We start from the raw sequence: 25,162 nt of genomic DNA, 5'->3' as shown, positions 1-25,162 counted from the left end.
CGCATACTGCGCCGTCAATGCGCTTTACACATCTATTCACAGGTTCGTTATGACCCGTCACAACCGCATCAAGCTTACCTGGATCAGTTTTCTCTCCTACGCCCTGACAGGGGCACTGGTGATTATCACCGGTATGGTCATGGGAAATATCGCAGACTACTTTGGTCTGCCGGTCTCCAGCATGAGTAATACTTTCACCTTTCTTAATGCCGGGATCCTGATCTCTATCTTCCTGAATGCCTGGCTAATGGAGATCATACCGCTAAAAACCCAGTTACGTTTCGGCTTTGTGCTGATGGTTCTGGCGCTGGCGGGGCTGATACTTGGCCATAGTCTGGCTATCTTCTCCGTCGCTATGTTCGTTCTGGGGCTGGTCAGCGGTATTACCATGTCTATCGGCACCTTTCTGATCACCCATCTATACGAAGGGCGCCAGCGTGGCTCCCGCCTGCTGTTTACCGACTCCTTCTTCAGTATGGCGGGAATGGTCTTCCCGATACTGGCCGCCTTTCTGCTGGCACGCAGCGTCACCTGGTACTGGGTCTACATCTGTATCGGCCTGATCTACGTCGCTATCTTCCTGCTGACTCTGGGTTGCCAGTTCCCGGCCCTGGGGCGCCACGCCGCGCCCGGGCAGCAAAAAGCGCCGAAAGAGAAATGGGGAATCGGCGTACTTTTTCTGTCCATCGCCGCGCTCTGCTATATCCTCGGTCAGTTGGGTTTTATCTCCTGGGTGCCGGAATATGCAAAACAGCTGGGCATGAATCTGAATGATGCCGGCCAACTGGTCAGTAATTTCTGGATGTCCTATATGCTTGGCATGTGGGCTTTCAGCTTTATTCTGCGCTTTTTCGACCTGCAACGTATTCTGACAGTACTGGCGCTGCTGGCCACGCTGCTGATGTACTGCTTTATTACCGGCAGTATCCCGCATCTGCCGTGGTTTATTCTGGCGCTCGGCTTTTTCTCCAGCGCCATCTATACCTCGATTATCACGCTGGGTTCGCTACAGACCCGGGTAGCGTCACCGAAGCTGGTGAACTTTGTGCTGACCTGCGGCACCATCGGCACCATGTTAACCTTCGTAGTCACCGGCCCAATCGTCGCCCACAGCGGCCCCCGGGCAGCGCTGTTTACCGCTAACGGTCTCTATGCCGTGGTCTTCCTGATGTGCCTGCTGCTGGGCTTTGTTTCTCGCCATCGCCAGCACGCCAGTGTTGCGAAGTCATAATCCATAAGCACTGCTTTTGGTTCCCCCCTCCCGGGGGGGAACCTTTCCTTCCAATCCGACAATATTTCGTCTTAAGAAACCGCTCAATTAAAAACCAGCATTTTCCGCCACTTAGATATCCACTTAAAAATCAAGGATATACCCATTAAGGGGTATACGGGGGCGTAATTGATCTGAATCAATAATAACCAGTGCTGAATCGTTAAAGTCATCAGTAATAGAAAAGAAATCGAGGCAAAAATGAGCAAAGTCAGACTCGCTATTATCGGTAACGGCATGGTTGGCCATCGCTTTATCGAAGAGCTTCTTGATAAAGCTGAACCCGGGCAATTTGACATCACTGTTTTTTGTGAAGAACCCCGTATCGCCTACGACCGTGTCCATCTCTCCTCTTACTTTTCCCACCACACCGCTGAAGAGTTGTCGCTGGTGCGGGAAGGCTACTATGAGAAACACGGTGTGCAGGTGCTGGTCGGCGAACGCGCCATCACTATCAATCGCCAGGAGAAGGTTATCCACTCCAGCTCTGGTCGTACGCTCTACTACGACAAACTGATTATGGCGACCGGCTCTTACCCCTGGGTGCCGCCTATTAAAGGCGCCGAAACCCAGGATTGCTTCGTCTATCGCACTATCGAAGACCTGAACGCTATTGAAGCCTGCGCCCGTCGCAGTAAGCGCGGCGCCGTAGTTGGCGGCGGCCTTCTGGGTCTGGAAGCAGCTGGCGCGTTGAAAAACTTAGGGGTAGAAACCCACGTTATCGAATTCGCCCCGATGCTGATGGCCGAGCAACTCGACCAGATGGGTGGCGAGCAGTTACGCAATAAAATTGAACGCATGGGCGTGAAGGTTCACACCAGCAAGAACACCCAGGAGATCGTTCAGGGCGGCAAAGAAGCGCGTAAAACCATGCGCTTTGCTGACGGCAGCGAACTGGAAATCGACTTTATCGTCTTCTCTACCGGCATCCGCCCCCAGGATAAGCTGGCGACTCAGTGCGGCCTCTCTGTCGCACAGCGCGGCGGTATCGTTATCAACGATCAGTGCCAGAGCTCCGACCCGGATATCTACGCCATTGGCGAGTGTGCCAGCTGGCATAACCGCGTATTCGGCCTGGTGGCACCGGGTTATAAAATGGCGCAGGTCGCCGTTGACCACCTGCTGGGCAACCTCAGCACGTTTGAAGGCGCTGATATGAGCGCCAAGCTGAAACTACTGGGCGTGGACGTCGGCGGTATCGGCGACGCCCACGGCCGAACCCCGGGCAGCCGCAGCTATGTCTACCTTGACGAAAACAAAGAAGTCTATAAGCGCCTTATCGTAAGCGAAGACAATAAAACCCTGCTGGGCGCGGTGCTGGTCGGCGATACCAGCGACTACGGCAACCTGCTGCAGCTGATGCTAAACGCTATTGAGCTGCCGGAAAATCCGGACTCGCTGATCCTGCCTGCCCATTCGGGTAGCGGCAAACCGGCTATCGGCGTGGATAAACTCCCGGATACCGCGCAGATCTGCTCCTGCTTTGACGTCACCAAAGGTGCCCTGATCGCGGCCATCAATAAAGGCTGCCATACCGTCGCCGCCCTGAAAGCAGAAACCAAAGCCGGTACCGGCTGTGGCGGCTGTATCCCACTGGTGACTCAGGTGCTGAACGCTGAACTGGCGAAGCAGGGCATCGAAGTCAACAATCATCTTTGTGAACACTTCGCATTCTCCCGCCAGGAGCTGTATCACCTGATTCGCGTGGAAGGCATAAAAACCTTCGACCAGTTGCTGGAAAAATATGGCAAAGGGTACGGCTGTGAAGTGTGTAAGCCAACCGTCGGCTCTCTGCTGGCCTCCTGCTGGAACGAATATGTACTGGAACCACAGCACACGCCGCTACAGGACACTAACGACAACTTCCTGGCCAATATTCAGAAAGATGGCACCTACTCGGTGATCCCCCGCTCCGCAGGCGGCGAGATCACCCCGGAAGGGTTGATGGAGGTGGGCCGTATCGCCCGTGAATTCAACCTCTACACCAAAATCACCGGTTCCCAGCGTATCGGCCTGTTCGGCGCCCAAAAAGACGATCTGCCGGAAATCTGGCGTCAACTGATTGAAGCAGGCTTCGAAACCGGTCACGCCTATGCCAAGGCGCTGCGTATGGCGAAAACCTGCGTCGGCAGCACCTGGTGCCGCTACGGCGTTGGCGACAGCGTCGGCTTCGGCGTTGAGCTGGAAAACCGCTACAAAGGCATCCGCACCCCGCACAAAATGAAGTTCGGCGTCTCCGGTTGTACCCGAGAGTGCGCCGAAGCCCAGGGCAAAGACGTTGGGGTTATCGCCACCGAAAAAGGCTGGAACCTCTACGTTTGCGGCAACGGCGGGATGAAACCGCGCCACGCCGACTTGCTGGCCGCGGATCTCGACCACGATACCCTGGTACGCTACCTCGACCGCTTTATGATGTTCTACATCCGTACCGCCGACAAACTGCAGCGTACCTCGGTCTGGCTGGAGAATCTGGAAGGCGGCATCGACTACCTGAAGAGCGTCATTATCGACGACAAGCTGGGCCTTAACGCACAGCTGGAAGCCGAAATGGCCCGCCTGCGCGAAGCCTTCGCCTGTGAGTGGAGCGAAACGGTGAATAACCCGCAGGCCCAGGTTCGCTTCCACCACTTCATCAACAGCCCGCAGCGCGATCCGAACGTACAGGTGGTGCCCGAGCGCCAGCAGCATCGTCCGGCCACGCCCTACGAACGCATTCCGGTAACCCTCGTGGAGGAAAACGCATGAGCCAGTGGACTACCGTCTGTCAGTTAGACGACATCCTGCCCGCCACCGGCGTCTGCGCCCTGGTGGGTAAGCAGCAGGTGGCCATCTTTCGTCCTGGCCCGGACGATCGGGTCTACGCCATCAGCAATATTGACCCCTTCTTCGAAGCCAGCGTGCTGTCGCGCGGCATTATTGCCGAGCACCTTGGCGACCTTTGGGTCGCCAGCCCGTTGAAAAAGCAGCGCTTCCGTCTGCGTGATGGGCTGTGCATGGAAGATGAAAGCCGTTCAGTGGCGCACTTTGAAGCCCGCGTTCAGGACGGTCAGGTACAGGTTAAAGCCTGATACGCCACGCCCCTTTCGGCCACGAAGGGGGCGTTATTTTTTTGGAGACGCCCGTCATAAAGGGTGCTCCGGACAATTTATTTTTCTTTTTTATTTTTTATTTCGACTTAAGGATAACCACTGCATGTTCACCGACACCATTAAGCTGTGTGCGGCGAATGCCGCGCGCATCGCTCGCCTCAACCGTACCAATCCGCTGGGTTTCTGGATAGCCTCCGCCATGGCCGGCGCCTATGTCGGGCTCGGTATTATTCTGATCTTCACCCTTGGCAATCTGCTCGATCCTTCGGTGCGTCCGTTGGTGATGGGCGCCACCTTCGGAATCGCCCTGACGCTGGTAATTATCGCGGGTTCCGAACTTTTCACCGGCCACACCATGTTCCTGACCCTGGGTGTCAAAGCGGGTACCATCAGCCAGCGCCAGATGTGGGGTATTCTTCCTCAGACCTGGCTCGGCAACCTACTGGGCTCGGTGTTCGTGGCCCTGCTCTACTACTGGGGCGGCGGCAGCCTGTTGCCGGTGGATACCAGCCTGATCCACAGCGCGGCGCTGGCGAAAACCACACAGCCGGGAATGGTACTGTTCTTTAAAGGGATCTTGTGTAACTGGCTGGTTTGTCTGGCTATCTGGATGGCGATCCGCAGTGAAGGAGCGGCGAAATTTATCGCAATATGGTGGTGTCTGCTGGCCTTTATCGCCTCCGGCTACGAGCACTCCATCGCCAATATGACGCTGTTCGCGCTCTCCTGGTTCGGCAATCATGGCGAAGGCTTCACTCTGGCAGGGATCGGCCATAATTTACTGTGGGTCAGCCTGGGTAACACCGTCTCCGGTGCCATCCTGATGGGGCTGGGTTACTGGTACGCTACGCCGCGCGCCGAACGTCCTCTGCCTCAACGCCCGGAAGCACAGGAGCAGGTCGCAGGATAACCCTTTCTCTCTCCCCGCCCGCGCCATATTCAGCGGGCAGGGTTGCTGGTATGCTGTTTTCCCTTGCCGGGCGTCCCTACGGACACCATCGCAGCCCGGCAAGCATTACCGATAAAAGATGAGGAAAAAGACACCGTGGATCACCTGCCCATATTTTGCCAGTTACGTGACCGCGCCTGCCTGCTGGTAGGCGGCGGCGATGTCGCAGAACGCAAAGCGCGGCTTCTGCTGGAGGCAGGCGCCAGTCTGACCGTTAATGCGCTCAGTTTTGCTCCTCAGTTTCACGCCTGGGCGGACGCCGGTCAGCTAATCCTGGCGCAGGGGCCGTTTGATGAAGCGCTGCTGGATGAGTGCTGGCTGACCATTGCCGCCACCGATGATGACGCAGTCAATCAACAGGTTAGCGATGCCGCCGAGGCGCGGCGCATCTTCTGCAACGTTGTGGACGCTCCGAAACAGGCCAGCTTTATCATGCCCTCCATTATCGACCGATCTCCGCTGATGGTTGCTATCTCGTCTGGCGGTACTTCCCCGGTACTGGCACGCCTGCTGCGTGAAAAACTGGAATCAATACTGCCCCTTCATCTGGGCCATGTCGCCCACTACGCAGGAAAGTTACGCGCACGAGTAAAAGCCACTTTCGCTACTATGGGGGAACGGCGTCGCTTCTGGGAGAAGTTTTTCGTTAACGACAGGCTGGCCCAGTCGCTGGCTAATCGTGATGAAAAAGCGATCTCCCGGACCACTGAAGCACTGTTCAGCGAACCGCTGGATAATCGCGGTGAAGTGGTGCTGGTGGGGGCCGGGCCTGGCGATGCCGGTCTGCTGACCCTGAAGGGGCTGCAGCAAATTCAGCAGGCCGATATCGTAATTTACGACAGGCTGGTATCCGACGACATCATGAACCTGGTGCGTCGCGATGCGGATCGGGTTTTCGTCGGCAAGCGCGCGGGCTATCACTGCGTTCCCCAGGAGGAGATTAACCAGATTCTGCTGCGCGAGGCCCAGCGCGGTAAGCGCGTGGTGCGTCTTAAGGGCGGGGATCCCTTTATCTTCGGGCGAGGAGGCGAAGAGCTGGAGGTTCTGTGCAATGCCGGTATTCCCTTCTCGGTAGTTCCGGGAATTACCGCCGCATCGGGCTGTTCCGCCTACGCCGGTATTCCTCTGACCCACCGCGACTACGCCCGGGGCGTGCGGCTGGTAACTGGCCATCTTAAGCACGATGGCGAAGCACTGAACTGGCAGAGCCTGGCGGCAGAAAAGCAGACGCTGGTCTTCTATATGGGGCTGAATCAGGCTTCGGCTATCCAGCAAAACCTGATTGCCCACGGTATGTCACCACAAGTCCCGGTAGCGTTGGTGGAAAACGGTACCGCCGTGACCCAGCGGGTGGTGGACGGGACTCTGGCGCAACTGGGCGAACTGGCGCAGCAGGTCAAAAGCCCCAGTCTGATTATCGTCGGGCGCGTGGTGGCCCTGCGCAATAAGCTGAACTGGTTTTCTAACCACTGATCCACAATATCCGTTGGGGACGTTGATAACCCCATTCCAGGTTCGAAGACCAGAATCCGGTATATTGAGGCGACAAACCGGTGATGGGCGTACCCTCTCCCCACTAGGGAGAGGGTTAGGCGAGGAATTACGGCTGCGCCACAAAGCCGATGGCTTCGTAGACCTTTTTCAGCGTCTCCTGAGCCTGAGCGCGGGCTTTTTCCGCCCCTTCCTTCATCACCTGCTGCAGGAAAGCTTCGTCATTACGGTAGCGGTGGTAACGCTCCTGTAGCTCACTCAGCATACCAGAAACCGCATCCGCCACTTCGCCTTTCAGATGGCCGTACATTTTGCCTTCGAAGTGCTGCTCCAGCTCGCTGATACTCTGGCCGGTAACGCCGGAAAGAATATCCAGCAGGTTAGAGACTCCGGCTTTATTGGCCACGTCGTAACGCACCACCGGCGGCTCGTCGGAATCGGTCACCGCGCGCTTAATTTTCTTCACTACCGCTTTCGGCTCTTCCAGCAGACCGATCACGTTATTACGGTTATCGTCCGACTTGGACATCTTTTTGGTCGGCTCCAGCAGCGACATCACGCGCGCGCCAGATTTCGGAATAAACGGCTCGGGGATTCGGAAGATATCGCCATAGAGCGCGTTGAAGCGCTGGGCCACGTCGCGGCTCAGTTCCAGGTGCTGCTTCTGATCTTCCCCAACCGGCACCTGATTGGTCTGATACAACAGGATATCCGCCGCCATCAGCACCGGGTAGTCAAACAGTCCGGCGTTGATGTTTTCCGCGTAACGGGTCGACTTATCCTTAAACTGGGTCATCCGGCTCAGTTCACCAAAATAGGTGTAGCAGTTCAGCACCCAGCTCAGTTGGGCGTGTTCGGCAACATGCGACTGAACGAAGATGGTGCTCTTTTCCGGGTCGATGCCGCAGGCCAGATAGAGCGCCAGAGTGTCCAGGGTCGCTTTGCGTAGCTGCGCGGGATCCTGACGAACCGTGATGGCGTGCTGGTCGACGATGCAGTAGATGCAGTGGTAATCATCCTGCATATTCACCCACTGACGCAGCGCACCCATATAGTTCCCGATGGTTAACTCTCCTGACGGCTGCGCGCCGCTAAAGACGATGGGCTTAGTCATTGGCTCATTCCTGATGTTCGTATTGGGGAAGCCCGAGTAAGGGCAGAAGTTCATGGAAGCTATCGAGCACCCGGTCAGGGTCACTCAACGAAATCGCTTCGCCATAATTGTAACCGTAAGTCATACCGACCGAAGGGCAACCCGCGGCCCGGGCGGCCTGAATATCATTACGCGAATCGCCGACAAACAGCAACGCGTCCGGGGAAATACCCAACCGTTCCGCCACCCGTAGAATCGGCTCCGGGTGCGGTTTTTTATTCTTAACGTCGTCGCCACCGATAATCGGCTCGAAATAGCCCGCCAGCCCCAGGCCTTCCAGGATCGGTCGCACAAAGGGGGTGGGTTTATTAGTCACCAGCGCCAGCGCCACGCCATGCTGCTTTAGCGCCGCCAGGGTTTCCGCCACGTTCGGGAACAGAAAGCTACCCTGCCCGGCGGACTCGCTATAATAGCGATCGAACAATTTGCGCATCATACGGCGCATTTCATCGTCCGGCTGAGGATCGCCTTTACCTTCGGCCTTCTCCTTCAGGGCCCAGCACAGCGCCCGCTCAACCAGCACGTCGGCACCGTTGCCGATCCAGGTAATCACCCGTTCCTCTCCGGCCCTGGGCAGCTCCAGCGCATAAAGCGCGTTGTCCACCGCCTCGGTCAGCCCCGGAGCGCTGTCTACCAGCGTACCGTCCAGATCAAACGCGACGGCGCGCAGGGTTGAAAACTTATCCATGATTCACCTTCGCCAGTTCGCTACGCATCTGATCGATCACCGCTTTATAATCCGGTTGTCCGAAAATAGCCGAACCCGCGACAAACATATCGGCGCCTGCCGCAGCAATCTCGCCAATATTGCTGACCTTCACGCCACCATCCACTTCCAGGCGGATATCCAGCCCGGAGGCATCAATACGCTCGCGCACCTGACGCAGTTTTTCCAGAGTATGAGGAATAAACGACTGCCCGCCGAAACCGGGGTTTACCGACATCAGTAAAATGACGTCCAGTTTCTCCATCACGTGATCCAGATAGCTGAGCGGCGTAGCAGGATTAAGAACCAGCCCGGCCTTACAGCCGTGCTCTTTAATCAACTGTAAAGAACGGTCGATATGTTCGGAAGCTTCAGGATGGAAGGTGATGATACTGGCGCCTGCCGCGGCAAAATCGGGAATAATGCGATCCACAGGCTTTACCATCAGGTGCACATCAATCGGGGCGGTAACACCGTAATCACGCAGCGCCTTAAGTACCATGGGGCCGATGGTCAGGTTAGGGACATAATGGTTGTCCATAACATCGAAATGCACCACATCGGCGCCAGCCGCCAGCGCTTTCGCGGTATCTTCCCCCAGCCGCGCAAAATCGGCCGAGAGGATAGAGGGGGCAATCAGATACTGTTTCATCCACTTCTCCTGTTCAACGCTCGTCTGCGACGGCTAAGACCTTAAGCGGCCTGTAAAGCGCCAGCAGCTCATCCACCTTCTTGCGCGTTCCGCCGTTGCTGCTGATGCTGCGCCGGACGCTCACCTTATACAAATCCGTCGCCTGCTGATACCAGTCCTGGGTCAGTATGGTATCGTGATTGGAGATCAACACCGGAATGCCGCGTTCCGCCAGCTCTCTGGCCATTTGCGCCAGCTGTTGCTGATGCTCCAGGCTAAAGCTGTTGGTATGATACGCCGTAAAATTGGCCGTTGCGGAAAGCGGCGCATAAGGCGGATCGCAGTAAACCACCGAGCCGGCTCGCGCACTTACCATACTATCGATATAGGACTGGCAGAGAAAGGTGGCATTCTGCGCCTGAGCGGCAAAGTGATACAGCTCAGCCTCGGGGAAGTAGGGGCGGCTGTAGCGGCCGAATGGCACATTAAATTCGCCGCTCAGATTATACCGACACAGACCATTGTAACCATGGCGATTAAGATAGAGAAACAGCACCGAGCGCCGTAACGGATCGCGGCTCAGATTAAACTCATCGCGTAGCGCGTAATAGGTGTCCGGGTTGTTATTGTCGGAACAAAACAACATGCGCGCTTCGCGTACGTACTCGTCCGCTCGTTCCTTTACGATGTTGTAGAGCTGGATCAGATCGCTGTTGATATCCGCCAGAACATAACGCCGGTAATCGGTATTTAAAAATACCGATCCAGCACCAACGAAGGGTTCGATCAAACAGTCACCTTCAGGAAGGTAACGTTTGATTTCTTCCAGCAGGGGGTATTTCCCCCCTGCCCATTTCAAAAAAGCGCGATTCTTTTTCATGCCGTCAGACTATTTATACCTTCTCCAGCTGTGGAGAGGCTCCGACAGCATACTGCGCTTCGATCATTGCTTAAGATCGGACTGCACCTGAGCAACAGGTTTAGTCCACGGATTTCTGGCCTGTACGCCTGCAGGCAGCGAAGACACAGCGCCTTTCGCCGCATCCTTAGAAGCATAAACACCTTTGACCAGCACGTACCAGGGCTTACCGTTGCGAATCGTCTGGTAAACCACATAGTCCTGCAGATTCTCTTTCTTCGCCCAGGCGTTCAGGTTGTTGTAGTTCGAAGAACTGCTCAACTGCAATGTGTAATGACCAGACGGCGCCGACAGCAACGCACCGCCGTTGCCGCTCAACACCTTGCTGGTAGTCGCCGCAGATGCGGTCGGCGTCACAGCCTGCTGAGGCTGGCTGGCGGTCGCTGCTTTCTGCGTCGTCTCAGACTTATTGCTGGCCGTAGCCGCGGCCTTCTGTGCGGGCTTCGCCACAGGCGCTTTCGCAGGCTCACTGGTCGTCTTCGCGCCAGAGGTCACGCTCTTCGGTGCACTGGCATGCTGCTGCGCGGCCTTATGCTGCGGCTGCTCAATGACCGTTTTCTTGCGCTCATGACGCGGCTCGCTGTGATGCGAGGACTGCTGAGAAGCGCTCTGACGCGGCGAGCCGTTTGTCGTTCCACGATGGCCATTCCCCATCGGCGCTACGGTGGCGGGCTGCGTCGGCAGCGTTGAAGAACCGGCACTCGCGGCAGCATCCATCTGCTGCTGATTCTGCTGGCCCCGTTCGCCGGTCAGCGCGCTGTTCAGATCGCCCTGAACCTCTACGCGCTGCTGGCCCTGCTGTGCGGTCTGGGGTTGAGACTGGGTCGGCGTCTGGGACACCGGCGGCAGAGCAATATCCTGCGGGTTGCCGTTCTGAACATCGCTGCCCGAAGGCGCCATACCGCTATTTTCCGGCTGCTGATTGCCGTTATCGGCACCGCCAGCAGAAAGGTCAATATTTTTCTCGCCGCCGTTGCCTGCCGTACTGCTATCGTCGGAAGAGGGACTCTTCAATGCAGAACCAATACCGATAATCACCAGCAGCAGCACCAGAATACCCACGCCCATCATAATATGCTGGCGTGACGCAGGTTTACGGGCCGGAGCGGCTTTACGGCGGCGCGGGCGACGCTCTTCGTCGTCATCAGCTGTAGAACGGGACACTTCGCGTTGCGGTTCAGCCTCATCCGCCGCCTCATCGCGGCGACGGCCGGGACGGACATCATCCTCATCAATATCCACGTCATCGACGTTGATACTGGGCTCATTATCACGCTCATAGCTGGCACCATTACGCTGGCGACCAGAACGTCGGTCACTGGGATCGGGTTTCAGCTCGTCTTCCGGTTTAAACTCATCCATTTAACACCCCCACTCACAGGCCAACGCCTGATAAAAAGCACTGTTAGCGCATCAACTACAGAGCCGCCCACGGGCGGCTACCTGTTCGCCCGGTATTGTTCCAGGCATCTCTTTCTCAGTCTTATCGTTCACGCTGGCAGGCAGTCGGCAATAGCCTCCAGCACTAAATCGTGCGCCACGCCCGCGCGAACTTCACTTTTCCCTATAACCCGCGGCAATACCAGGCGCAGTTCACCGCCCAGTACTTTTTTATCACGCAGCATATGGGGAAGATAACTTTGCGGCGACATCTGCGCCGGGCCTTCCACCGGCAACCCCGCACGCACCAGCAAATCAATAATACGCCGGGTATCAGCTTCAGAGAACTGCCCCAGTCGCTGCGCGGTACGTGCCGCCATCACCATACCCGCGGCCACGGCTTCTCCATGCAGCCAGTTGCCATAACCCATTTCCGCTTCAATGGCATGACCGAAGGTATGGCCCAGATTCAGTAAAGCACGTAAGCCGCTTTCCCGCTCGTCGGCCGCCACAACTTCGGCTTTCAGCTCACAACAACGGCGGATACACCAGGACATCGCCGCCTCATCATGCGCCAGTAACGCGTCCAGATTTTGTTCAAGCCACGTAAAGAATCCGGCATCGAGAATAATGCCGTATTTGATCACTTCCGCCAGGCCAGAGGCCAGTTCACGAGCAGGCAGCGTTTTCAGACAGTTGAGATCGATAATTACTGAGGCTGGCTGCCAGAAGGCGCCAATCATATTCTTACCCAACGGATGGTTTACCGCCGTTTTACCCCCGACCGAAGAGTCCACCTGCGCCAGCAAAGTGGTAGGAACCTGGATAAAACGAACGCCGCGCTGATAGCAGGCGGCGGCGAAGCCGGTAAGGTCACCAATCACGCCCCCCCCCAGGGCAACCAGCGTGGTATCGCGCCCGTGAGGTTTTTGCAGCAGTGCGGTAAACACCGCTTCCAGCGAAGCCAGGCTTTTGTACTGTTCGCCATCCGGCAAAATAATCTGGTCAACCTTTACGCCCGCCTGTTCCAGCACGGCGCGTACAGGTTCAAGGTAGAGAGGCGCCAGGGTCTCGTTGGTAACCAACATAACCCAATCGCCGGAAGCCAGGGGCCAGAATGCATCCGCTGAGTTGAACAATCCGGATGCGATGGTGATAGGGTAGCTACGCTCCCCCAGGGTAACGGTCAACCTCTCCATGACACTCAGTACCTTTTTTGCTGACGGACGAGTCTGTTATCTAAACAGAATTAGCTGTTTTCCAACATATGAATAATCTGGTTGGCAACAACTTTAGCACTTTGATCGTCAGTACGGATCGTCACATCGGCAATCTCTTCATACAGCGGATTGCGTTCACCGGCTAAATTTTCCAGAACCTCGCGCGGTGGCGCATCGACCTGCAGCAGCGGGCGCTTTTTATCACGCTGGGTGCGCGCCAGCTGTTTCTCAATAGTCGTCTCCAGATAGACGACTACGCCGCGCGCAGAGAGACGATTGCGGGTTTCGCGGGATTTGACAGAGCCTCCGCCCGTAGCCAGCACGATACCCTGCTTCTCTGTGAGTTCATTGATGATTTTTTCTTCACGATGGCGGAAACCTTCTTCGCCTTCGACGTCGAAGACCCATCCCACATCCGCTCCGGTTCGTTTCTCAATCTCTTGATCAGAATCGTAGAATTCCATATTGAGCTGCTGAGCTAACTGGCGCCCAATAGTGCTTTTGCCGGCACCCATAGGCCCAACCAGAAAGATATTGCGTTTCTCTGCCATTTTTTCGGTACTACGTAAGACAATTCGTTGATGATAAACCCACCCCATTCGTACCCTGGGGGCGAGACATGAACTGAAACCTCATTGTGTGAGTTCGAGAATCAGACTGAAAATTATCTCAACACTCAAGGTAGTTTGGCAACCGAATAAATCAGCGTCAGGGCGCGAAAACCGCCGCAGACGCCATCGTTGCTACCGGTGCGTGGAACGCGCCGGGCTACCAGTCCCGGAATCGGTACACCTTGTATGATAATTCCCTGCCGCCGTCAAATTCCTGAAGCACATCCGCCGTAAAAATAGCATATCGCGCTATCCGTGTACGGATGAATAACGCCCTACCGACTCTTTATCTCAATCAGTTATCCCTCTTTACTCAGATGCGGGGTGATAAACACCACCAGCTCGCGCCGCTCTTTGTGGCGCCCATCGCTGCTGAACAGATGTCCCAGCAACGGAATGGCGCTTAACAGCGGCACGCTGTCTTGATCGGTCTGACGGCGTTGCTGAAAAATACCGCCCAGCGCGATAGTTTCGCCTTCCCTGAGCTCTATCTGAGTCTCAATTTCCTGTTTATCGATGATGAGCATCTCTCCATCGCCCTGCTTTAGCTTCTGGCCGGGCATGTTCTGGCTGATACGCAGCTTCAGACGTACCCGATTATAGGGCAAGATCGTGGGTGTGACCTCCATACCCAATACCGCTTCCCGGAACTCAATGCGCCCGGCGTTATTCGCGGTACCGGCAACCTGGTAGGGAATTTCACTGCCCTGTTTGATGCTGGCGGGCTGTTGGTGAGCCGCCAGCAGACGGGGGCTGGCGATAAACGCCAGTTGCCGTTTCTGTTCCAGCGCCGACAGCTCAGTCTCCAGCAAACGACCGTTAATTCGCCCGACGCTAAAACCAATATGCGTACTGGCGGAAGCCGCAGAAAAATCGGCCGAAAACGCGTTTCGGCCTCCGGCGTTGGCCGCCCGCGACCACTTGATTCCCAGCTCCCGCAGGCTGCTTTGGGTCATGGAAACAATATGTGCGATCAGCTCGACCTGTCCCATCGGGCGATCCATCTCTGTTATCCATGGGCGAATTCGCAGCAGCGCCGCCCGGGTATCATCCACCAACAGCCGGTTAGTGCGGGCATCCACGGTAATCGAGCCGCGGGCGCTTAACACATGCTCCCTGGCTTCCCTGAGCGCCCCGGCCAGCTCGACCGCGCTGGCGTGGCTCAGGGGAAAAACCTCCCGCGACAGCGGTTGCCTGTTCAGTTGCTTCCTGCGGGCGGCCGCCTGGGCATCCTCCTGCTGCCCACGCCGCCCGGCGGGCCAGACGCTGACCAGATTGCCCTTACGATCCCAGACCAGCCCGGCAGCACGTGTCACTGCGCCGAATGCCTGCTTCCAGGGAAGCGCCATCAGGTGCAGAGAGAGCTTCCCCTCAACGCCCGGAGCAATAACCAGACTAACCTGCTGACTTTCCGCCAGCGCCTGTAGTACCTGAACCACTGGCGCCTCATCAACGCTGAGCGAAACTTCATCGGGCGCTGCCGCCGATACCAGAGCGCCCCACAGATATCCGAAGAGAATCAGGATCCTTCCTGTCATTGCGTTCTCCTTGCGGCGCACTTTCCAGCATGACGGTTGGGCAATGCGCCTGTGATTGAAGATAAACCCGGCGTTCCGCGATTTCTGTTACCTGCCATCCTGGCCACGGAAAGTCGCCGCTATGCAGGCGGAGCCACCCCGAAGGTACGGCGACGATCGCCACGGCGTTTCCACCGCGACTCTGTACCGTAGCGTGCAATCGCCAGGCGTGAAACGGCGCGGCGCACGGATCCGGCAGCGCCTGAAAGGGATCGCGAACCTCCCCCAGGGCGGATACGATAAGCGCCACCGGGATCATCGATGGCCAGTACCTCATTTTTCCGTCTCCAGCTGTAGCGTCAGGTTAAGCGCCGAAGCAGCCGGCTCCAGCAGAAACGCCCGCAGCGCGACGTCGCTTTCAGCCAGCCGTTCAAGCAGCCGCGGCAGCGACGACCAGTTAACGGAAAGCGCCAGTTTTCCGTCATCCGCCTGCCATAAAACGACCTGTCCGCCGCCCTCCTGTGCCAGCTTCAGGGCTGAAAATCCCCGGCCAGGCGGAAGCTCCGACACTATCTGATTCTGTTCCTGAAGCCACAGCTGACGTAGCCGGACGCGCTGTTGTAGCCCTCGGCCTTGTTCGCCCTCCAGCTGCGGTTGCGAATAACCAGACGGTAGTGCTGCCAGCACGACCATGGCCATTCCCCATACCAGGCCACAGATCGCGCGCCGTCTGCGCGACCCCAATAGCCAGCCATCAAGGTAAGGTCGCATCATGACGCAACCCAAACCGCCAGTTAAAATGCCATTCCCCCTCTGATTTGCGCGCCAGCGTCTGAAGCTGGGCCTGGCGAAAACCAGAATGTTGCCCAAACGCCCGCTCCAGCGCGTTTAGCGCGTCAGGGGTGCGCGCCAGACCGGAAATACGCCATTGGTTTTCATCCCCTTCCAGTCGGGTAAGCCAGGTTTCGTCTGGCAGCATCTCTGCCAGCGCTAAAATGGCATCACGCCAGGCCAGAATCTGAAAATATCTGGCCTGGCGGCGCTGATTTTCCTGCTGTATTGCTTCACGCTGGCGTTGACGCAGGCTGGCCTGTTCCAGCGCCTGTGCCACCCATTCCCTCCGCACGCCGTCGCTTTCAGCCAGTTGCGCCTGACGCCGGGAATCCAGAGCGCCAATCGCCATGCGATAGCCATGAACGGTCAGCACCGCCGCCAGGGTTGCCAGTATCACGGCCGACCAGAAACGCAGCCTCCGCTGTGCCAGCGTACGTCGCCAGGGGAGAAGATTAACCAGCCTCATTGCGGCAATCTCGCCAGCGCCAGGCCCAACGCAATCGCATAGCCGTCTCCTTCTTCCGGCAGCGGCGGCTGAAGGCGGGAAAGCGCAAGCCAGGGATTAAAATCGCGAACGCCATCGCCTGTTAGCGCACCGGGTGAACAGCAAACCAGGCGCCGGGGCGTCGTCGCCAGGCGCTGGCACAGCGTTGCGCAATCAGGTGCCTCATGACAGGGAATCGAGCCCCAACGATCCTGACAGACCCACAGCCACTCCGCAGCTGTCCGGTAAACCAGGCAGCAGTCCGCCATATCGCTATCGTCATGATGGCTAATAAAAGGAAGGAAACTGAATAGCGCACAGGCTTCCGGCGCGATCGCCGTCAGCCGCAGGCGGGCCTGGCGTATCATGGCGGCCAGCCTACCCACTTCACTGGCGCGGGCTGCCGTAACCGCAAAGCGCGACTCTGCGAAAACAGAGCAAAAATCCAGGCACAGCGTCTGTTCGGGCATCTGGAGTTGACGCCCGGTCGCGCTGGCCACATAGTGTGCGCACTGCAGTTCGCTCAATCCAGGTGGGGGCGACGGAATCTCTCGCTGCAACGTGCGCCGGGTCGGAAAACCCACACACAGGTAATAGCCTAATGGTAGTTGTCGGTACCAGCCGTTAAGCGCGGCACTAATCCTTTTTTCTTCATCATCGCCGTCACAGGGCAGCCGCCACCAGCGCTGCAAACGCCATATTCCACGTCGCTGCGAGATCGCCACTGCCCTTAGGGCATCTTTCTGAATATCCAGTCCAATCCGCCAGTTACCGAACGCCATAACTACACCTCCCTGATGTCTGTTTTGAAAATGGCATATCAAAGCGCCTGGCTTGCCTTTATACTACCGCGCGTTTGTTTATAAACTGCCCGGTCCAAACGAAATGGGAAATTCCGAGTGAAGTTCGTAAAGTATTTATTCATCCTTGCAGTGTGTTGCATCCTGCTGGGAGCGGGCTCGATATATGGTTTATATAAGTATGTTGAGCCTCAATTGCCGGATGTGGCCACGCTCAAAGAGGTGCGGCTCCAGATCCCCATGCAGGTCTATAGCGCCGATGGCGAGCTGATGGCGCAGTACGGCGAAAAGCGTCGTATCCCCCTGGAGTTAAACCAGATCCCCCCCCAGATGGTGAAGGCGTTTATCGCAACTGAAGACAGCCGCTTCTTTGAACACCATGGCGTGGATCCCATCGGTATCTTCCGTGCCGGTAGCGTCGCAATGTTCTCCGGACACGCTTCTCAGGGCGCCAGTACCATTACTCAACAGCTGGCCCGTAACTTCTTCCTGAGCCCGGAACGCACCCTGATCCGTAAGATCAAAGAGGCGTTCCTGGCGATCCGCATCGAACAGTTGCTGAATAAGGATGAGATCCTTGAGCTTTACCTGAATAAGATTTACCTCGGCTATCGGGCCTATGGCGTGGGTGCCGCCGCACAGGTCTATTTTGGTAAATCGGTGGATCAGCTGACGCTGAGCGAAATGGCCATGATTGCCGGTCTTCCGAAGGCGCCTTCCACCTTCAACCCGCTCTATTCGCTGGAGCGCGCCACCGCCCGCCGTAACGTGGTGTTGTCGCGTATGGAGCACGAAGGTTATATCACCGCCCAGCAATATGCTCAGGCAAGCAGCGAGCCGATCCACGCGAATTATCATGCGCCGAAAATCGCCTTTTCCGCCCCCTGGCTGACCGAAATGGTGCGCCAGGAGATGGTGAAGCGCTATGGTGAAAATGCCTACACTGACGGTTACCGGATCTACACCACCATTAACCGCCACGTTCAGCAGGCGGCCGAGAAAGCGCTGCGCGATAACGTCATCGCTTATGATATGCGCCACGGTTATCGCGGCCCGTCGAATCAGCTATGGAAGAAGGGCGAAATGCCCTGGTCCCAGGAACAAATCACCAGCGCACTGAAGAAGCTGCCGACTTATGGGCCGCTGGTGCCAGCCGTGGTGACCTCCAGTTCGCCGACGGAAGCCATTGCGCAAATCACCGACGGTAGCACCGTTTCCCTGAAGATGGACGGTATGCGCTGGGCCCGCCCGTGGCGTTCCGACACCCAGCAGGGGCCGACGCCGCGCAAAGTCACCGATGTCGTCCAGGCCGGGCAGCAAATTTGGGTACGTAAGGTTGATGATGGCTGGTGGCTGGCGCAGGTGCCGGAAGTGAATTCCTCCATCGTCTCCCTGAATCCAAAAGATGGTGCGGTACGGGCGCTGGTCGGTGGTTTCGACTTCAACCAGAGTATGTTTAACCGCGCCACTCAGGCTCTGCGCCAGGTCGGCTCGAACATCAAACCATTCCTGTATACCGCGGCGATGGATAAGGGCTTTACTCTGGCCAGTATCATTAACGACGTACCGATTTCCCGCTGGGATGCCGGTTCCGGTACCGACTGGCGTCCAAAAAACTCGCCGCCTCAGTACGCCGGCCCGATTCGTCTGCGTCAGGGGCTGGGTCAGTCGAAAAACGTGGTGATGGTACGCGCCATGCGCGCTATGGGCGTAGACTATGCCGCCGAGTATCTGCAGCGCTTCGGCTTCCCGGCACAGAATATCGTGCGTACTGAATCACTGGCCCTGGGATCTGCCTCTTTCACGCCGCTCCAGGTGGCCCGCGGCTACGCGGTTATGGCCAATGGTGGCTTCCTGGTCGATCCTTACTTCATCACCCGCATCGTCAACGCTCAGGGTGAGACGCTGTTTGAAGCCAAACCGAAAATCGCCTGCCCGGAATGCAATCTTCCGGTTATCTATGGCGATACCCAAAAATCCACCGTGATGGAAAATCAGGATGTGGAAAATGTGGCGACCTCTCAACAGCAGCGCAATATGAGCGTTCCCCAGCCGCAGCTTGAGCAGGCGAATCAGGATCTGGTTTCCCGTACCACTGCGCCGGAATACGCGCCTCACGTCATCAATACACCGCTCGCCTTCCTGATTAAGAGCGCGCTTAATACCAATATCTACGGCGAACCGGGCTGGATGGGTACTGGCTGGCGTGCGGCCCGCGATCTGAAACGCCACGATATCGGCGGCAAAACCGGAACCACCAACAGCTCGAAAGACGCCTGGTTTTCTGGCTATGGCCCGGGCGTGGTGACGTCGGTGTGGATCGGTTTTGACGATCATCGTCGCAATTTGGGACGTACCACCGCTTCCGGCGCTATTAAGGATCAGGTTTCCGGCTACGAGGGCGGCGCCAAAACCGCACAGCCCGCCTGGGATGCCTTTATGAAGGTCATTCTAAAAGGCGTGCCTGAAGAGCCGCTAACGCCGCCGCCAGGCATAGTCACCATTAAGATCGATCGGGCGACCGGGCAGCTTTCTAACGGCGGAAACAGCCGCGATGAGTTCTTCATTGAAGGCACTCAACCCACGCACCAGGCAGTGCGGGACGTCGGCACCACCATTATCGATAATGGCGAAGCCCAGGAGTTGTTCTGATTAACAAAAAACGCCCGTTACGGGCGTTTTTTTATGGAGCGGGACAAAAGTCAGGAAACCACAGGCGGTAGACGCCCCTGGGCTATCAACCACTCCCGCAGCAGAAACAGAGCGCTGATATTTCGGGCCTCACTGAAATCCGGCTCGTTGAGCAGTTCCATCATTCTGGCAACAGGCCAGCGCACCACCGGCAGCGGCTCCGGCTCATCGCCTTCCAGCTTTTCCGGATAGAGCGATTCGGCGACCAGAATATTCATTTTGCTGGAAAAATAAGAAGGCGCCATCCCGACCTGCTTCAGGAAAGTCAATTCGCGTGCGCCGAAGCCCACTTCCTCTTTCAGTTCCCGGTTCGCCGACTGTTCTACCGTTTCGCCGGGATCCATCAGCCCTTTGGGGAAACCCAACTCGTAGCTTTCGGTACCCACGGTATACTCGCGAATCAGCAGCAGGTGGTCATTATGAAGCGGCGCAATCATCACCGCTTCGCGATCGCCAGGACGCATACGCTCATAAACACGACGTTCACCATTGCTGAAAGTCAGATCTACTGCTTCAATAGTAAACAGTCGGGAACGGGCGACCGTTTCGACATGTTGAATTTTCGGTTTTTGCAGATTACTCATCTCGACCGCTTTAGCTGGTACATTTCGGGCATTGTGCGACACAGCGCACGGTTTCGGCAATGTCAATTGCCTCTTATTTACATTTCTGAAACTTTCATATCACCAATCACGTATTGTACTCCCCTGTCAAGTTATTGTTCATGAAATGAGAATTTGCCGATGTATCCGTCGAAGCGGCTCTGTTACCATTGTCCTACCGCTGGTATGCCTGAAAAATAATTCATGTCACACGTCATACCTGCCAATGATTATCTGTTTGCCAACGCGCTGGAAGGGTCGCTGTTTGCTGCGCTTAGAGAAGAATATTGACGGTTTGACGGAAAAAGCATGAGCACTGTATCTTTTTTCATCGCTGCCATGCTGGCCTGTCTGGCAGTAGCCGGGTGGTGGTTCTGGCGTAGTTCGCGCTTTCAGTTGCGCAGGGAACTGCACGCCTTTACCGGTGCCACTACCCGCAAGCTGACGGGCGACGAGCGCTCGGCGATTGAGCACTATCTGGCATCGTTATCCCAGTCGCGCCAGGAGATCCCCCCTACCGGGGCCAGCGCCACCGCGGCGACGCTGGCGCTTAATACCCTGAGCGACGAAGTGCTGTGCCTGACGCGCTCCATTACCCGCTATGGCTTGTCCACCGACGATCCTAACAAGTGGCGTTATTACCTCGACGCGGTTGAAGTCCATCTGCCTCCGTTCTGGGAGCAGTATATTACTGACGACAACAGCGTGGAGCTAATTCGCACGGATTCACTGCCGCTGGTTATCGCCCTTAACGGCCACAGCATGCTGGAGTATCAACAGGAAGCCGACGCCTTCCCCACCGCGCCTTCTCCTAACCGCCAGGCCTCCATTCGCGGCGAAGAGAGCGAGCAAATCGAACTACTCAACATCCGCCAGGAGAGCCCGGAAGAGTATTCACTGAGCCGTCCGGACGGCATGCGCGAAGCCTTTCTGATCGTCGCTTCGCTGCTGCTGATGTTCCTGTGCCTGGTAACGCCTGGCGTTGTGATTCCCTGGCTGCTGGGCGGTGCGCTGCTGCTACTGGGCGCCGGTATGTGGGGGCTATTCGCCCGCCCGGCCAAAAACACCCTGCGCGAAATTCACTGTCTTCGCGGCACGCCAAAGCGCTGGGGACTGTTCGGCGAAGCCGACCGGGATCATATCAATAATATCTCACTGGGGATTATCGACCTGATTTACCCTCCCCACTGGCAGCCGTGGATTGCCCAGGATCTGGGTCAAAAAACCGATATCGATATCTATCTTGATCGCCATGTAGTACGCCAGGGACGCTTTCTGTCGCTGCATGATGAAGTGAAGAACTTCCCTCTGCAGCACTGGAAACGTAACCTGACCATCGCCGGCGGTTCTCTGCTGGTGCTGGTGATGCTGACCATCTGGGTGCCGCTGGAAATGCCGATGAAGCTAACCGTCTCCTGGCTGAAAGGCGCTCAAACCGTTGAAGCCACCAGCATCGAAGCGTTGGAAGAGGCTCACATCAGAGTTGGCGATACGCTACGCGTTAAGGGTTCCGGCATGTGCAATATCCACACCCCAGGCGCCTATCCATCACGCCAGAGCTCGCCGTTTATGCCGTTCGACTGTTCACGGATCGTCTGGAACAACGCCCGTCCTCTGCCGGTTCCCGACTCCCCGATCGTCGAGAAAGCGACAGCCCTGAGCGACGCGGTACGCAGCCAGTTGCATCCGGAAACCCGGGAAGACAGTAAAGTGAACCCACAGCTGGCTTCTGCTATTCAAAAATCAGGCATGGTATTACTGGATGATTTCGCCGATATCGTGCTGAAAACCCAGGCGCTTTGCACCGGCTCCGATGAATGTACCCGCCTGAAGAACGCGCTGGTTAACCTGGGGAACACCCGTGACTGGGCCACCCTGACCCGGCGCGCAGACGCCGGTAAGCTGAATGGCGTTAATGTATTGCTGCGCCCGGTCAGCGCAGAATCGCTGGATAATCTGGTTACCACCTCCACCGCGCCGTTCTTTATGCGTGAAACCGCCCGCGCCGCTCAGTCGCTCAATAGCCCTGCGCCGGGGGGCTTTATCATTATCAGCGATGAAGGTACTGACCTGGTGGATCAGCCCTTCCCCCCCATGGGGCTTTATGACTATCCGGCTCGCGATCAATGGCCGGAGTTCCGGCGGCTTGCCAATATGCTGATGCACACCAGATTTAGCGCGGAAGGGATTGTCACCGGTATTCGTACCGATGCTAACGGTACTCGCCATATCTCGCTGCATAGCATTCCGGATAGCCTGGGCCAGTGGCGTTTTGTCGGTACCACCCTGCTGCTGCTATCCCTGATTATCAGTCTGATAGCCAACAGCTGGCTTGCCGTACGCCGCTATCGTCGCAACCGCCATCGCCTGCAGTCTATCCAGCAGTATTACGAGAACTGCTTCAACCCGGTGCTGCTGCCAGGCCCGGATATCCAACCGCGCTTCTGAATCCCACCTGGCGACGGGTTATGCTAACCTGTCGCCTATCCTTTTTCGCTTGCTGAATGGAGCCCGTTATCACTATTTCGCTCCCCTGGCAGGAGATCGATACGATCCTGCTCGATATGGACGGCACTCTGCTGGATCTGGCCTTCGATCGCCACTTCTGGCTGACGCTGGTGCCTGAAACCCTGAGCCAGACTCGCGGCATCTCGCTGCCGCAGGCCAGAATGCTGATAGACCAGGAATATCAGGCCGTGCAACATACGCTAAACTGGTACTGTCTGGATTACTGGAGCGAGCGACTGAACCTGGATATTCGCGGTATGACCAGTGAAATGGGGCCGAACGCCGCGCTACGCGATGATACCGTTCCGTTCCTGAACTGGCTGCAGGCCCAGGGGAAGCGCCGGATCCTGCTGACCAATGCGCATCCTCACAACCTGGCGGTAAAGTTACGCCATACCGGGCTGGATCAGCACCTTGATTTATTACTTTCCACCCACACATTTGGATATCCGAAAGAGGATCGCCGGCTCTGGCAGGCCGTTGTTGAACATACCGACCTTGATGCGCAGAGGACGCTGTTTATCGACGATAGCGAACCTATCCTGGACGCCGCCGCCCGTTTTGGTATTCGTTTCTGTCTGGGCGTTGGCAATCCAGATTCCGGCATGGCGGAAAAGCGTTACGCCCGCCACCCGGCGCTGAATGACTACCGCCACCTGATTCCACAGCAATCGGAGTCGTCATGAAAGAGAAGCAGACAGACGAGGTTCGCCTCGATAAATGGCTCTGGGCGGCCCGTTTTTACAAAACCCGCGCCCTCGCCCGCGAAATGATTGAAGGCGGGAAAGTGCACTATAACGGGCAACGCAGTAAACCCGGAAAGATCGTAGAACTGAACGCGCGGCTGACGCTGCGCCAGGGCAATGATGAACGCGAAGTGTTGATCAAAGGCATCAGCAGCCAACGCGGCCCGGCGAGCGTTGCAGCACTGCTCTATGAAGAGACGCAGGAAAGTCTCAGCAAGCGAGAGAAAATGGCACTGGCGCGCAAAATGAATGCCCTGTCGATGCCGCATCCGGATCGCCGTCCGGATAAAAAAGAGCGCCGCGACCTGATGAAATTTAAATATGGCGATGCCGACTGAGCCTCGCCCCGGAGAGAGAAGTTATGTCCCAACACGACCAATTACACCGCTATCTGTTCCAGAACTATGCCGTACGCGGCGAGCTGGTGACGGTTTCTGAAACCTGGCAGCAGATCCTGGAAAACCACGACTATCCCCAGCCGGTGAAGAACATTCTTGGCGAACTGCTGGTGGCGACCAGTCTGCTGACCGCCACGCTGAAGTTCACCGGCGATATCACCGTTCAGCTGCAGGGCGACGGCCCGATGAACCTGGCGGTGATCAACGGCAATAACCAGCAGCAGATGCGCGGCGTAGCGCGAGTTCAGGGCGAAATCCCGGAGAACGCCACCCTGAAAACGCTGGTCGGCAACGGCTATCTGGTGATTACCATCACTCCGAGCGAGGGCGAGCGCTATCAGGGCGTGGTCGGTCTGGAAGGCGATACCCTGGCGGCCTGTCTGGAAGACTACTTCCAGCGTTCAGAACAGTTGCGGACTCGTCTGTTTATCTTCACCGGCGAGGCCGAAGGCAAACCGGCCGCCGGCGGTATGCTGTTACAGGTGCTGCCAGCCCAGGAATCCCAGGATGACGATTTCCATCACCTGGCGACGCTGACCGAAACTCTTCGCGTCGACGAACTGCTGACCCTGCCAGCCCAGGAGGTGCTGTGGCGCCTGTATCATGAGGAAGAGGTAGAGCTTTACGATCCGCAGCCGGTGTCCTTTAAGTGCACCTGCTCGCGCGAGCGCTGCGCAGACGCGCTAAAAACCCTGCCAGCCGATGAGCTTAACGGCATCATTGAAGAGGATGGCGAGATAGATATTCACTGCGACTACTGCGGCAGCCATTACATCTTTACGCCGGAGCAGATAGCCGATCTGCGTGCGAACGCTCCCGATGCCGGACATCAGCTGCACTAAGCTTCCTGCGAATTCCCCCCTCTTCCTCCAGGGAGAGGGGGTCAACCCGTTAACTCCCATAACCATTCCCTGATATCAGGCTACGTTTCATACATTTTCCTGAGAAAGCGTTTACACTCACAAACCGCCCCAAAACTGCACATTTTTTTAACATATTCAGAATATTTTCACCGACACCGCGTAAAATGCTGGCATACTCTCGGGCGGACTGTGACGGGCCTCACAGCGTTTTCCCCGGCGCTGGTTTGTGCAGATTCACAAATCTATGATTCCGGTCGCGGTTAACAACCTCGAAACACCCCTACAATCTCAGGCAGTATA

General features: G+C 56.9%; 23 protein-coding genes. 10 read left to right on the top strand and 13 right to left on the bottom strand.

Features of this window, described 5'->3' with window-relative positions; translation table 11 throughout:
* Positions 1 to 49 precede the first annotated feature (49 nt).
* From tsgA to cysG, 5 genes are all read left to right on the top strand, one after another.
* A complete protein-coding gene (gene tsgA / locus V3W49_RS16285) occupies positions 50 to 1,231 on the top strand; it encodes an MFS transporter TsgA (RefSeq protein ID WP_500146887.1) in 1,182 nt (393 codons plus the stop codon).
* A gap of 240 nt (positions 1,232 to 1,471) precedes the next feature.
* Complete coding sequence (nirB, locus tag V3W49_RS16280) at positions 1,472 to 4,015, top strand: nitrite reductase large subunit NirB (RefSeq protein WP_500146885.1); 2,544 nt, start codon at positions 1,472 to 1,474, stop codon at positions 4,013 to 4,015.
* Entirely contained in the window at positions 4,012 to 4,338 is a 327-nt protein-coding gene (gene nirD, locus V3W49_RS16275; RefSeq protein ID WP_500146884.1) for a nitrite reductase small subunit NirD, read from the top strand. The genes nirB and nirD overlap by 4 nt, the downstream gene beginning before the upstream one ends.
* A 124-nt stretch (positions 4,339 to 4,462) precedes the next feature.
* Positions 4,463 to 5,269: a nitrite transporter NirC gene (gene nirC, locus V3W49_RS16270; RefSeq protein ID WP_500146883.1), complete on the top strand. Its 807-nt coding sequence runs from the start codon at positions 4,463 to 4,465 to the stop codon at positions 5,267 to 5,269.
* A gap of 135 nt (positions 5,270 to 5,404) precedes the next feature.
* A complete protein-coding gene (cysG, locus tag V3W49_RS16265; protein WP_500146881.1) occupies positions 5,405 to 6,781 on the top strand; it encodes a siroheme synthase CysG in 1,377 nt (458 codons plus the stop codon).
* 127 nt (positions 6,782 to 6,908) lie between these two features.
* On the opposite strand, the gene trpS is transcribed toward cysG, so the two are convergent.
* The 12 genes from trpS to V3W49_RS16205 all read right to left on the bottom strand — a co-directional run bounded on the left by trpS (position 6,909) and on the right by V3W49_RS16205 (position 17,036).
* Positions 6,909 to 7,913, bottom strand: a complete 1,005-nt coding sequence (gene trpS / locus V3W49_RS16260) for a tryptophan--tRNA ligase (protein ID WP_500146880.1) — start codon at positions 7,911 to 7,913, stop codon at positions 6,909 to 6,911.
* A 4-nt stretch (positions 7,914 to 7,917) separates the two neighbouring features.
* Positions 7,918 to 8,640, bottom strand: a complete 723-nt coding sequence (locus V3W49_RS16255; protein ID WP_500146878.1) for a phosphoglycolate phosphatase — start codon at positions 8,638 to 8,640, stop codon at positions 7,918 to 7,920.
* Entirely contained in the window at positions 8,633 to 9,310 is a 678-nt protein-coding gene (rpe, locus tag V3W49_RS16250) for a ribulose-phosphate 3-epimerase (protein ID WP_500146877.1), read from the bottom strand. The genes V3W49_RS16255 and rpe overlap by 8 nt, the downstream gene beginning before the upstream one ends.
* Before the next feature lie 13 nt (positions 9,311 to 9,323).
* The gene (gene dam / locus V3W49_RS16245; RefSeq protein ID WP_500146875.1) at positions 9,324 to 10,169 is read right to left on the bottom strand and encodes an adenine-specific DNA-methyltransferase; all 846 of its coding nucleotides are present in this window, start codon (positions 10,167 to 10,169) and stop codon (positions 9,324 to 9,326) included.
* A 63-nt stretch (positions 10,170 to 10,232) separates the two neighbouring features.
* The gene (gene damX, locus V3W49_RS16240; RefSeq protein ID WP_500146874.1) at positions 10,233 to 11,570 is read right to left on the bottom strand and encodes a cell division protein DamX; all 1,338 of its coding nucleotides are present in this window, start codon (positions 11,568 to 11,570) and stop codon (positions 10,233 to 10,235) included.
* 128 nt (positions 11,571 to 11,698) lie between these two features.
* A complete protein-coding gene (aroB, locus tag V3W49_RS16235) occupies positions 11,699 to 12,787 on the bottom strand; it encodes a 3-dehydroquinate synthase (protein WP_500146872.1) in 1,089 nt (362 codons plus the stop codon).
* A gap of 50 nt (positions 12,788 to 12,837) precedes the next feature.
* Positions 12,838 to 13,359, bottom strand: a complete 522-nt coding sequence (gene aroK / locus V3W49_RS16230; protein ID WP_500146870.1) for a shikimate kinase AroK — start codon at positions 13,357 to 13,359, stop codon at positions 12,838 to 12,840.
* 359 nt (positions 13,360 to 13,718) lie between these two features.
* Positions 13,719 to 14,957: a type IV pilus secretin PilQ gene (gene pilQ / locus V3W49_RS16225; protein WP_500146868.1), complete on the bottom strand. Its 1,239-nt coding sequence runs from the start codon at positions 14,955 to 14,957 to the stop codon at positions 13,719 to 13,721.
* Entirely contained in the window at positions 14,887 to 15,273 is a 387-nt protein-coding gene (locus V3W49_RS16220) for a hypothetical protein (protein ID WP_500146867.1), read from the bottom strand. The genes pilQ and V3W49_RS16220 overlap by 71 nt, the downstream gene beginning before the upstream one ends.
* On the bottom strand, positions 15,270 to 15,710 hold the full coding sequence (locus V3W49_RS16215; protein ID WP_500146865.1) for a HofO family protein: 441 nt from the start codon (positions 15,708 to 15,710) through the stop codon (positions 15,270 to 15,272). Before V3W49_RS16215 ends, V3W49_RS16220 begins: the two co-directional genes overlap by 4 nt.
* Positions 15,691 to 16,236, bottom strand: coding sequence for a PilN domain-containing protein (locus V3W49_RS16210; protein ID WP_500146863.1), 546 nt, complete (start codon positions 16,234 to 16,236; stop codon positions 15,691 to 15,693). Before V3W49_RS16210 ends, V3W49_RS16215 begins: the two co-directional genes overlap by 20 nt.
* A complete protein-coding gene (locus V3W49_RS16205; RefSeq protein WP_500146862.1) occupies positions 16,233 to 17,036 on the bottom strand; it encodes a type IV pilus biogenesis protein PilM in 804 nt (267 codons plus the stop codon). Before V3W49_RS16205 ends, V3W49_RS16210 begins: the two co-directional genes overlap by 4 nt.
* 117 nt (positions 17,037 to 17,153) lie before the next feature.
* Between V3W49_RS16205 and mrcA the strand changes: the two genes are divergently transcribed.
* Complete coding sequence (gene mrcA, locus V3W49_RS16200; protein WP_500146861.1) at positions 17,154 to 19,706, top strand: peptidoglycan glycosyltransferase/peptidoglycan DD-transpeptidase MrcA; 2,553 nt, start codon at positions 17,154 to 17,156, stop codon at positions 19,704 to 19,706.
* 50 nt (positions 19,707 to 19,756) lie between these two features.
* Here mrcA and nudE read toward each other — a convergent pair whose 3' ends face one another.
* Entirely contained in the window at positions 19,757 to 20,329 is a 573-nt protein-coding gene (nudE, locus tag V3W49_RS16195) for an ADP compounds hydrolase NudE (RefSeq protein WP_500146860.1), read from the bottom strand.
* A 327-nt stretch (positions 20,330 to 20,656) separates the two neighbouring features.
* Between nudE and V3W49_RS16190 the strand changes: the two genes are divergently transcribed.
* The 4 genes from V3W49_RS16190 to hslO are packed head-to-tail and all read left to right on the top strand — an operon-like array spanning position 20,657 to position 24,841.
* The gene (locus V3W49_RS16190) at positions 20,657 to 22,795 is read left to right on the top strand and encodes an intracellular growth attenuator family protein (RefSeq protein WP_500146858.1); all 2,139 of its coding nucleotides are present in this window, start codon (positions 20,657 to 20,659) and stop codon (positions 22,793 to 22,795) included.
* 56 nt (positions 22,796 to 22,851) lie between these two features.
* Positions 22,852 to 23,541: a GMP/IMP nucleotidase gene (gene yrfG / locus V3W49_RS16185; protein WP_500146856.1), complete on the top strand. Its 690-nt coding sequence runs from the start codon at positions 22,852 to 22,854 to the stop codon at positions 23,539 to 23,541.
* A complete protein-coding gene (hslR, locus tag V3W49_RS16180; protein WP_500146854.1) occupies positions 23,538 to 23,939 on the top strand; it encodes a ribosome-associated heat shock protein Hsp15 in 402 nt (133 codons plus the stop codon). Before yrfG ends, hslR begins: the two co-directional genes overlap by 4 nt.
* Before the next feature lie 23 nt (positions 23,940 to 23,962).
* The gene (gene hslO / locus V3W49_RS16175) at positions 23,963 to 24,841 is read left to right on the top strand and encodes an Hsp33 family molecular chaperone HslO (RefSeq protein ID WP_500146853.1); all 879 of its coding nucleotides are present in this window, start codon (positions 23,963 to 23,965) and stop codon (positions 24,839 to 24,841) included.
* Positions 24,842 to 25,162: the final 321 nt, after the last annotated feature.

This window comes from Rosenbergiella sp. YN46 (assembly GCF_036620675.1).
GTDB lineage: Bacteria > Pseudomonadota > Gammaproteobacteria > Enterobacterales > Enterobacteriaceae > Jejubacter.
This window is presented reverse-complemented; position numbering and strand designations above follow the sequence as displayed.

Excerpts from the sequence above, each read along its gene's own strand:
- tsgA (WP_500146887.1), top strand. The coding sequence starts at position 50 with ATGACCCGTCACAACCGCATCAAGCTTACCTGGATCAGTTTTCTCTCC.
- nirB (WP_500146885.1), top strand. The coding sequence starts at position 1,472 with ATGAGCAAAGTCAGACTCGCTATTATCGGTAACGGCATGGTTGGCCAT.
- nirD (WP_500146884.1), top strand. The coding sequence starts at position 4,012 with ATGAGCCAGTGGACTACCGTCTGTCAGTTAGACGACATCCTGCCCGCC.
- nirC (WP_500146883.1), top strand. The coding sequence starts at position 4,463 with ATGTTCACCGACACCATTAAGCTGTGTGCGGCGAATGCCGCGCGCATC.
- trpS (WP_500146880.1), bottom strand. The coding sequence starts at position 7,913 with ATGACTAAGCCCATCGTCTTTAGCGGCGCGCAGCCGTCAGGAGAGTTA.
- V3W49_RS16255 (WP_500146878.1), bottom strand. The coding sequence starts at position 8,640 with ATGGATAAGTTTTCAACCCTGCGCGCCGTCGCGTTTGATCTGGACGGT.
- rpe (WP_500146877.1), bottom strand. The coding sequence starts at position 9,310 with ATGAAACAGTATCTGATTGCCCCCTCTATCCTCTCGGCCGATTTTGCG.
- dam (WP_500146875.1), bottom strand. The coding sequence starts at position 10,169 with ATGAAAAAGAATCGCGCTTTTTTGAAATGGGCAGGGGGGAAATACCCC.
- damX (WP_500146874.1), bottom strand. The coding sequence starts at position 11,570 with ATGGATGAGTTTAAACCGGAAGACGAGCTGAAACCCGATCCCAGTGAC.
- aroB (WP_500146872.1), bottom strand. The coding sequence starts at position 12,787 with ATGGAGAGGTTGACCGTTACCCTGGGGGAGCGTAGCTACCCTATCACC.
- aroK (WP_500146870.1), bottom strand. The coding sequence starts at position 13,359 with ATGGCAGAGAAACGCAATATCTTTCTGGTTGGGCCTATGGGTGCCGGC.
- pilQ (WP_500146868.1), bottom strand. The coding sequence starts at position 14,957 with ATGACAGGAAGGATCCTGATTCTCTTCGGATATCTGTGGGGCGCTCTG.
- V3W49_RS16220 (WP_500146867.1), bottom strand. The coding sequence starts at position 15,273 with ATGAGGTACTGGCCATCGATGATCCCGGTGGCGCTTATCGTATCCGCC.
- V3W49_RS16215 (WP_500146865.1), bottom strand. The coding sequence starts at position 15,710 with ATGATGCGACCTTACCTTGATGGCTGGCTATTGGGGTCGCGCAGACGG.
- V3W49_RS16210 (WP_500146863.1), bottom strand. The coding sequence starts at position 16,236 with ATGAGGCTGGTTAATCTTCTCCCCTGGCGACGTACGCTGGCACAGCGG.
- V3W49_RS16205 (WP_500146862.1), bottom strand. The coding sequence starts at position 17,036 with ATGGCGTTCGGTAACTGGCGGATTGGACTGGATATTCAGAAAGATGCC.
- nudE (WP_500146860.1), bottom strand. The coding sequence starts at position 20,329 with ATGAGTAATCTGCAAAAACCGAAAATTCAACATGTCGAAACGGTCGCC.
- V3W49_RS16190 (WP_500146858.1), top strand. The coding sequence starts at position 20,657 with ATGAGCACTGTATCTTTTTTCATCGCTGCCATGCTGGCCTGTCTGGCA.
- yrfG (WP_500146856.1), top strand. The coding sequence starts at position 22,852 with ATGGAGCCCGTTATCACTATTTCGCTCCCCTGGCAGGAGATCGATACG.
- hslR (WP_500146854.1), top strand. The coding sequence starts at position 23,538 with ATGAAAGAGAAGCAGACAGACGAGGTTCGCCTCGATAAATGGCTCTGG.
- hslO (WP_500146853.1), top strand. The coding sequence starts at position 23,963 with ATGTCCCAACACGACCAATTACACCGCTATCTGTTCCAGAACTATGCC.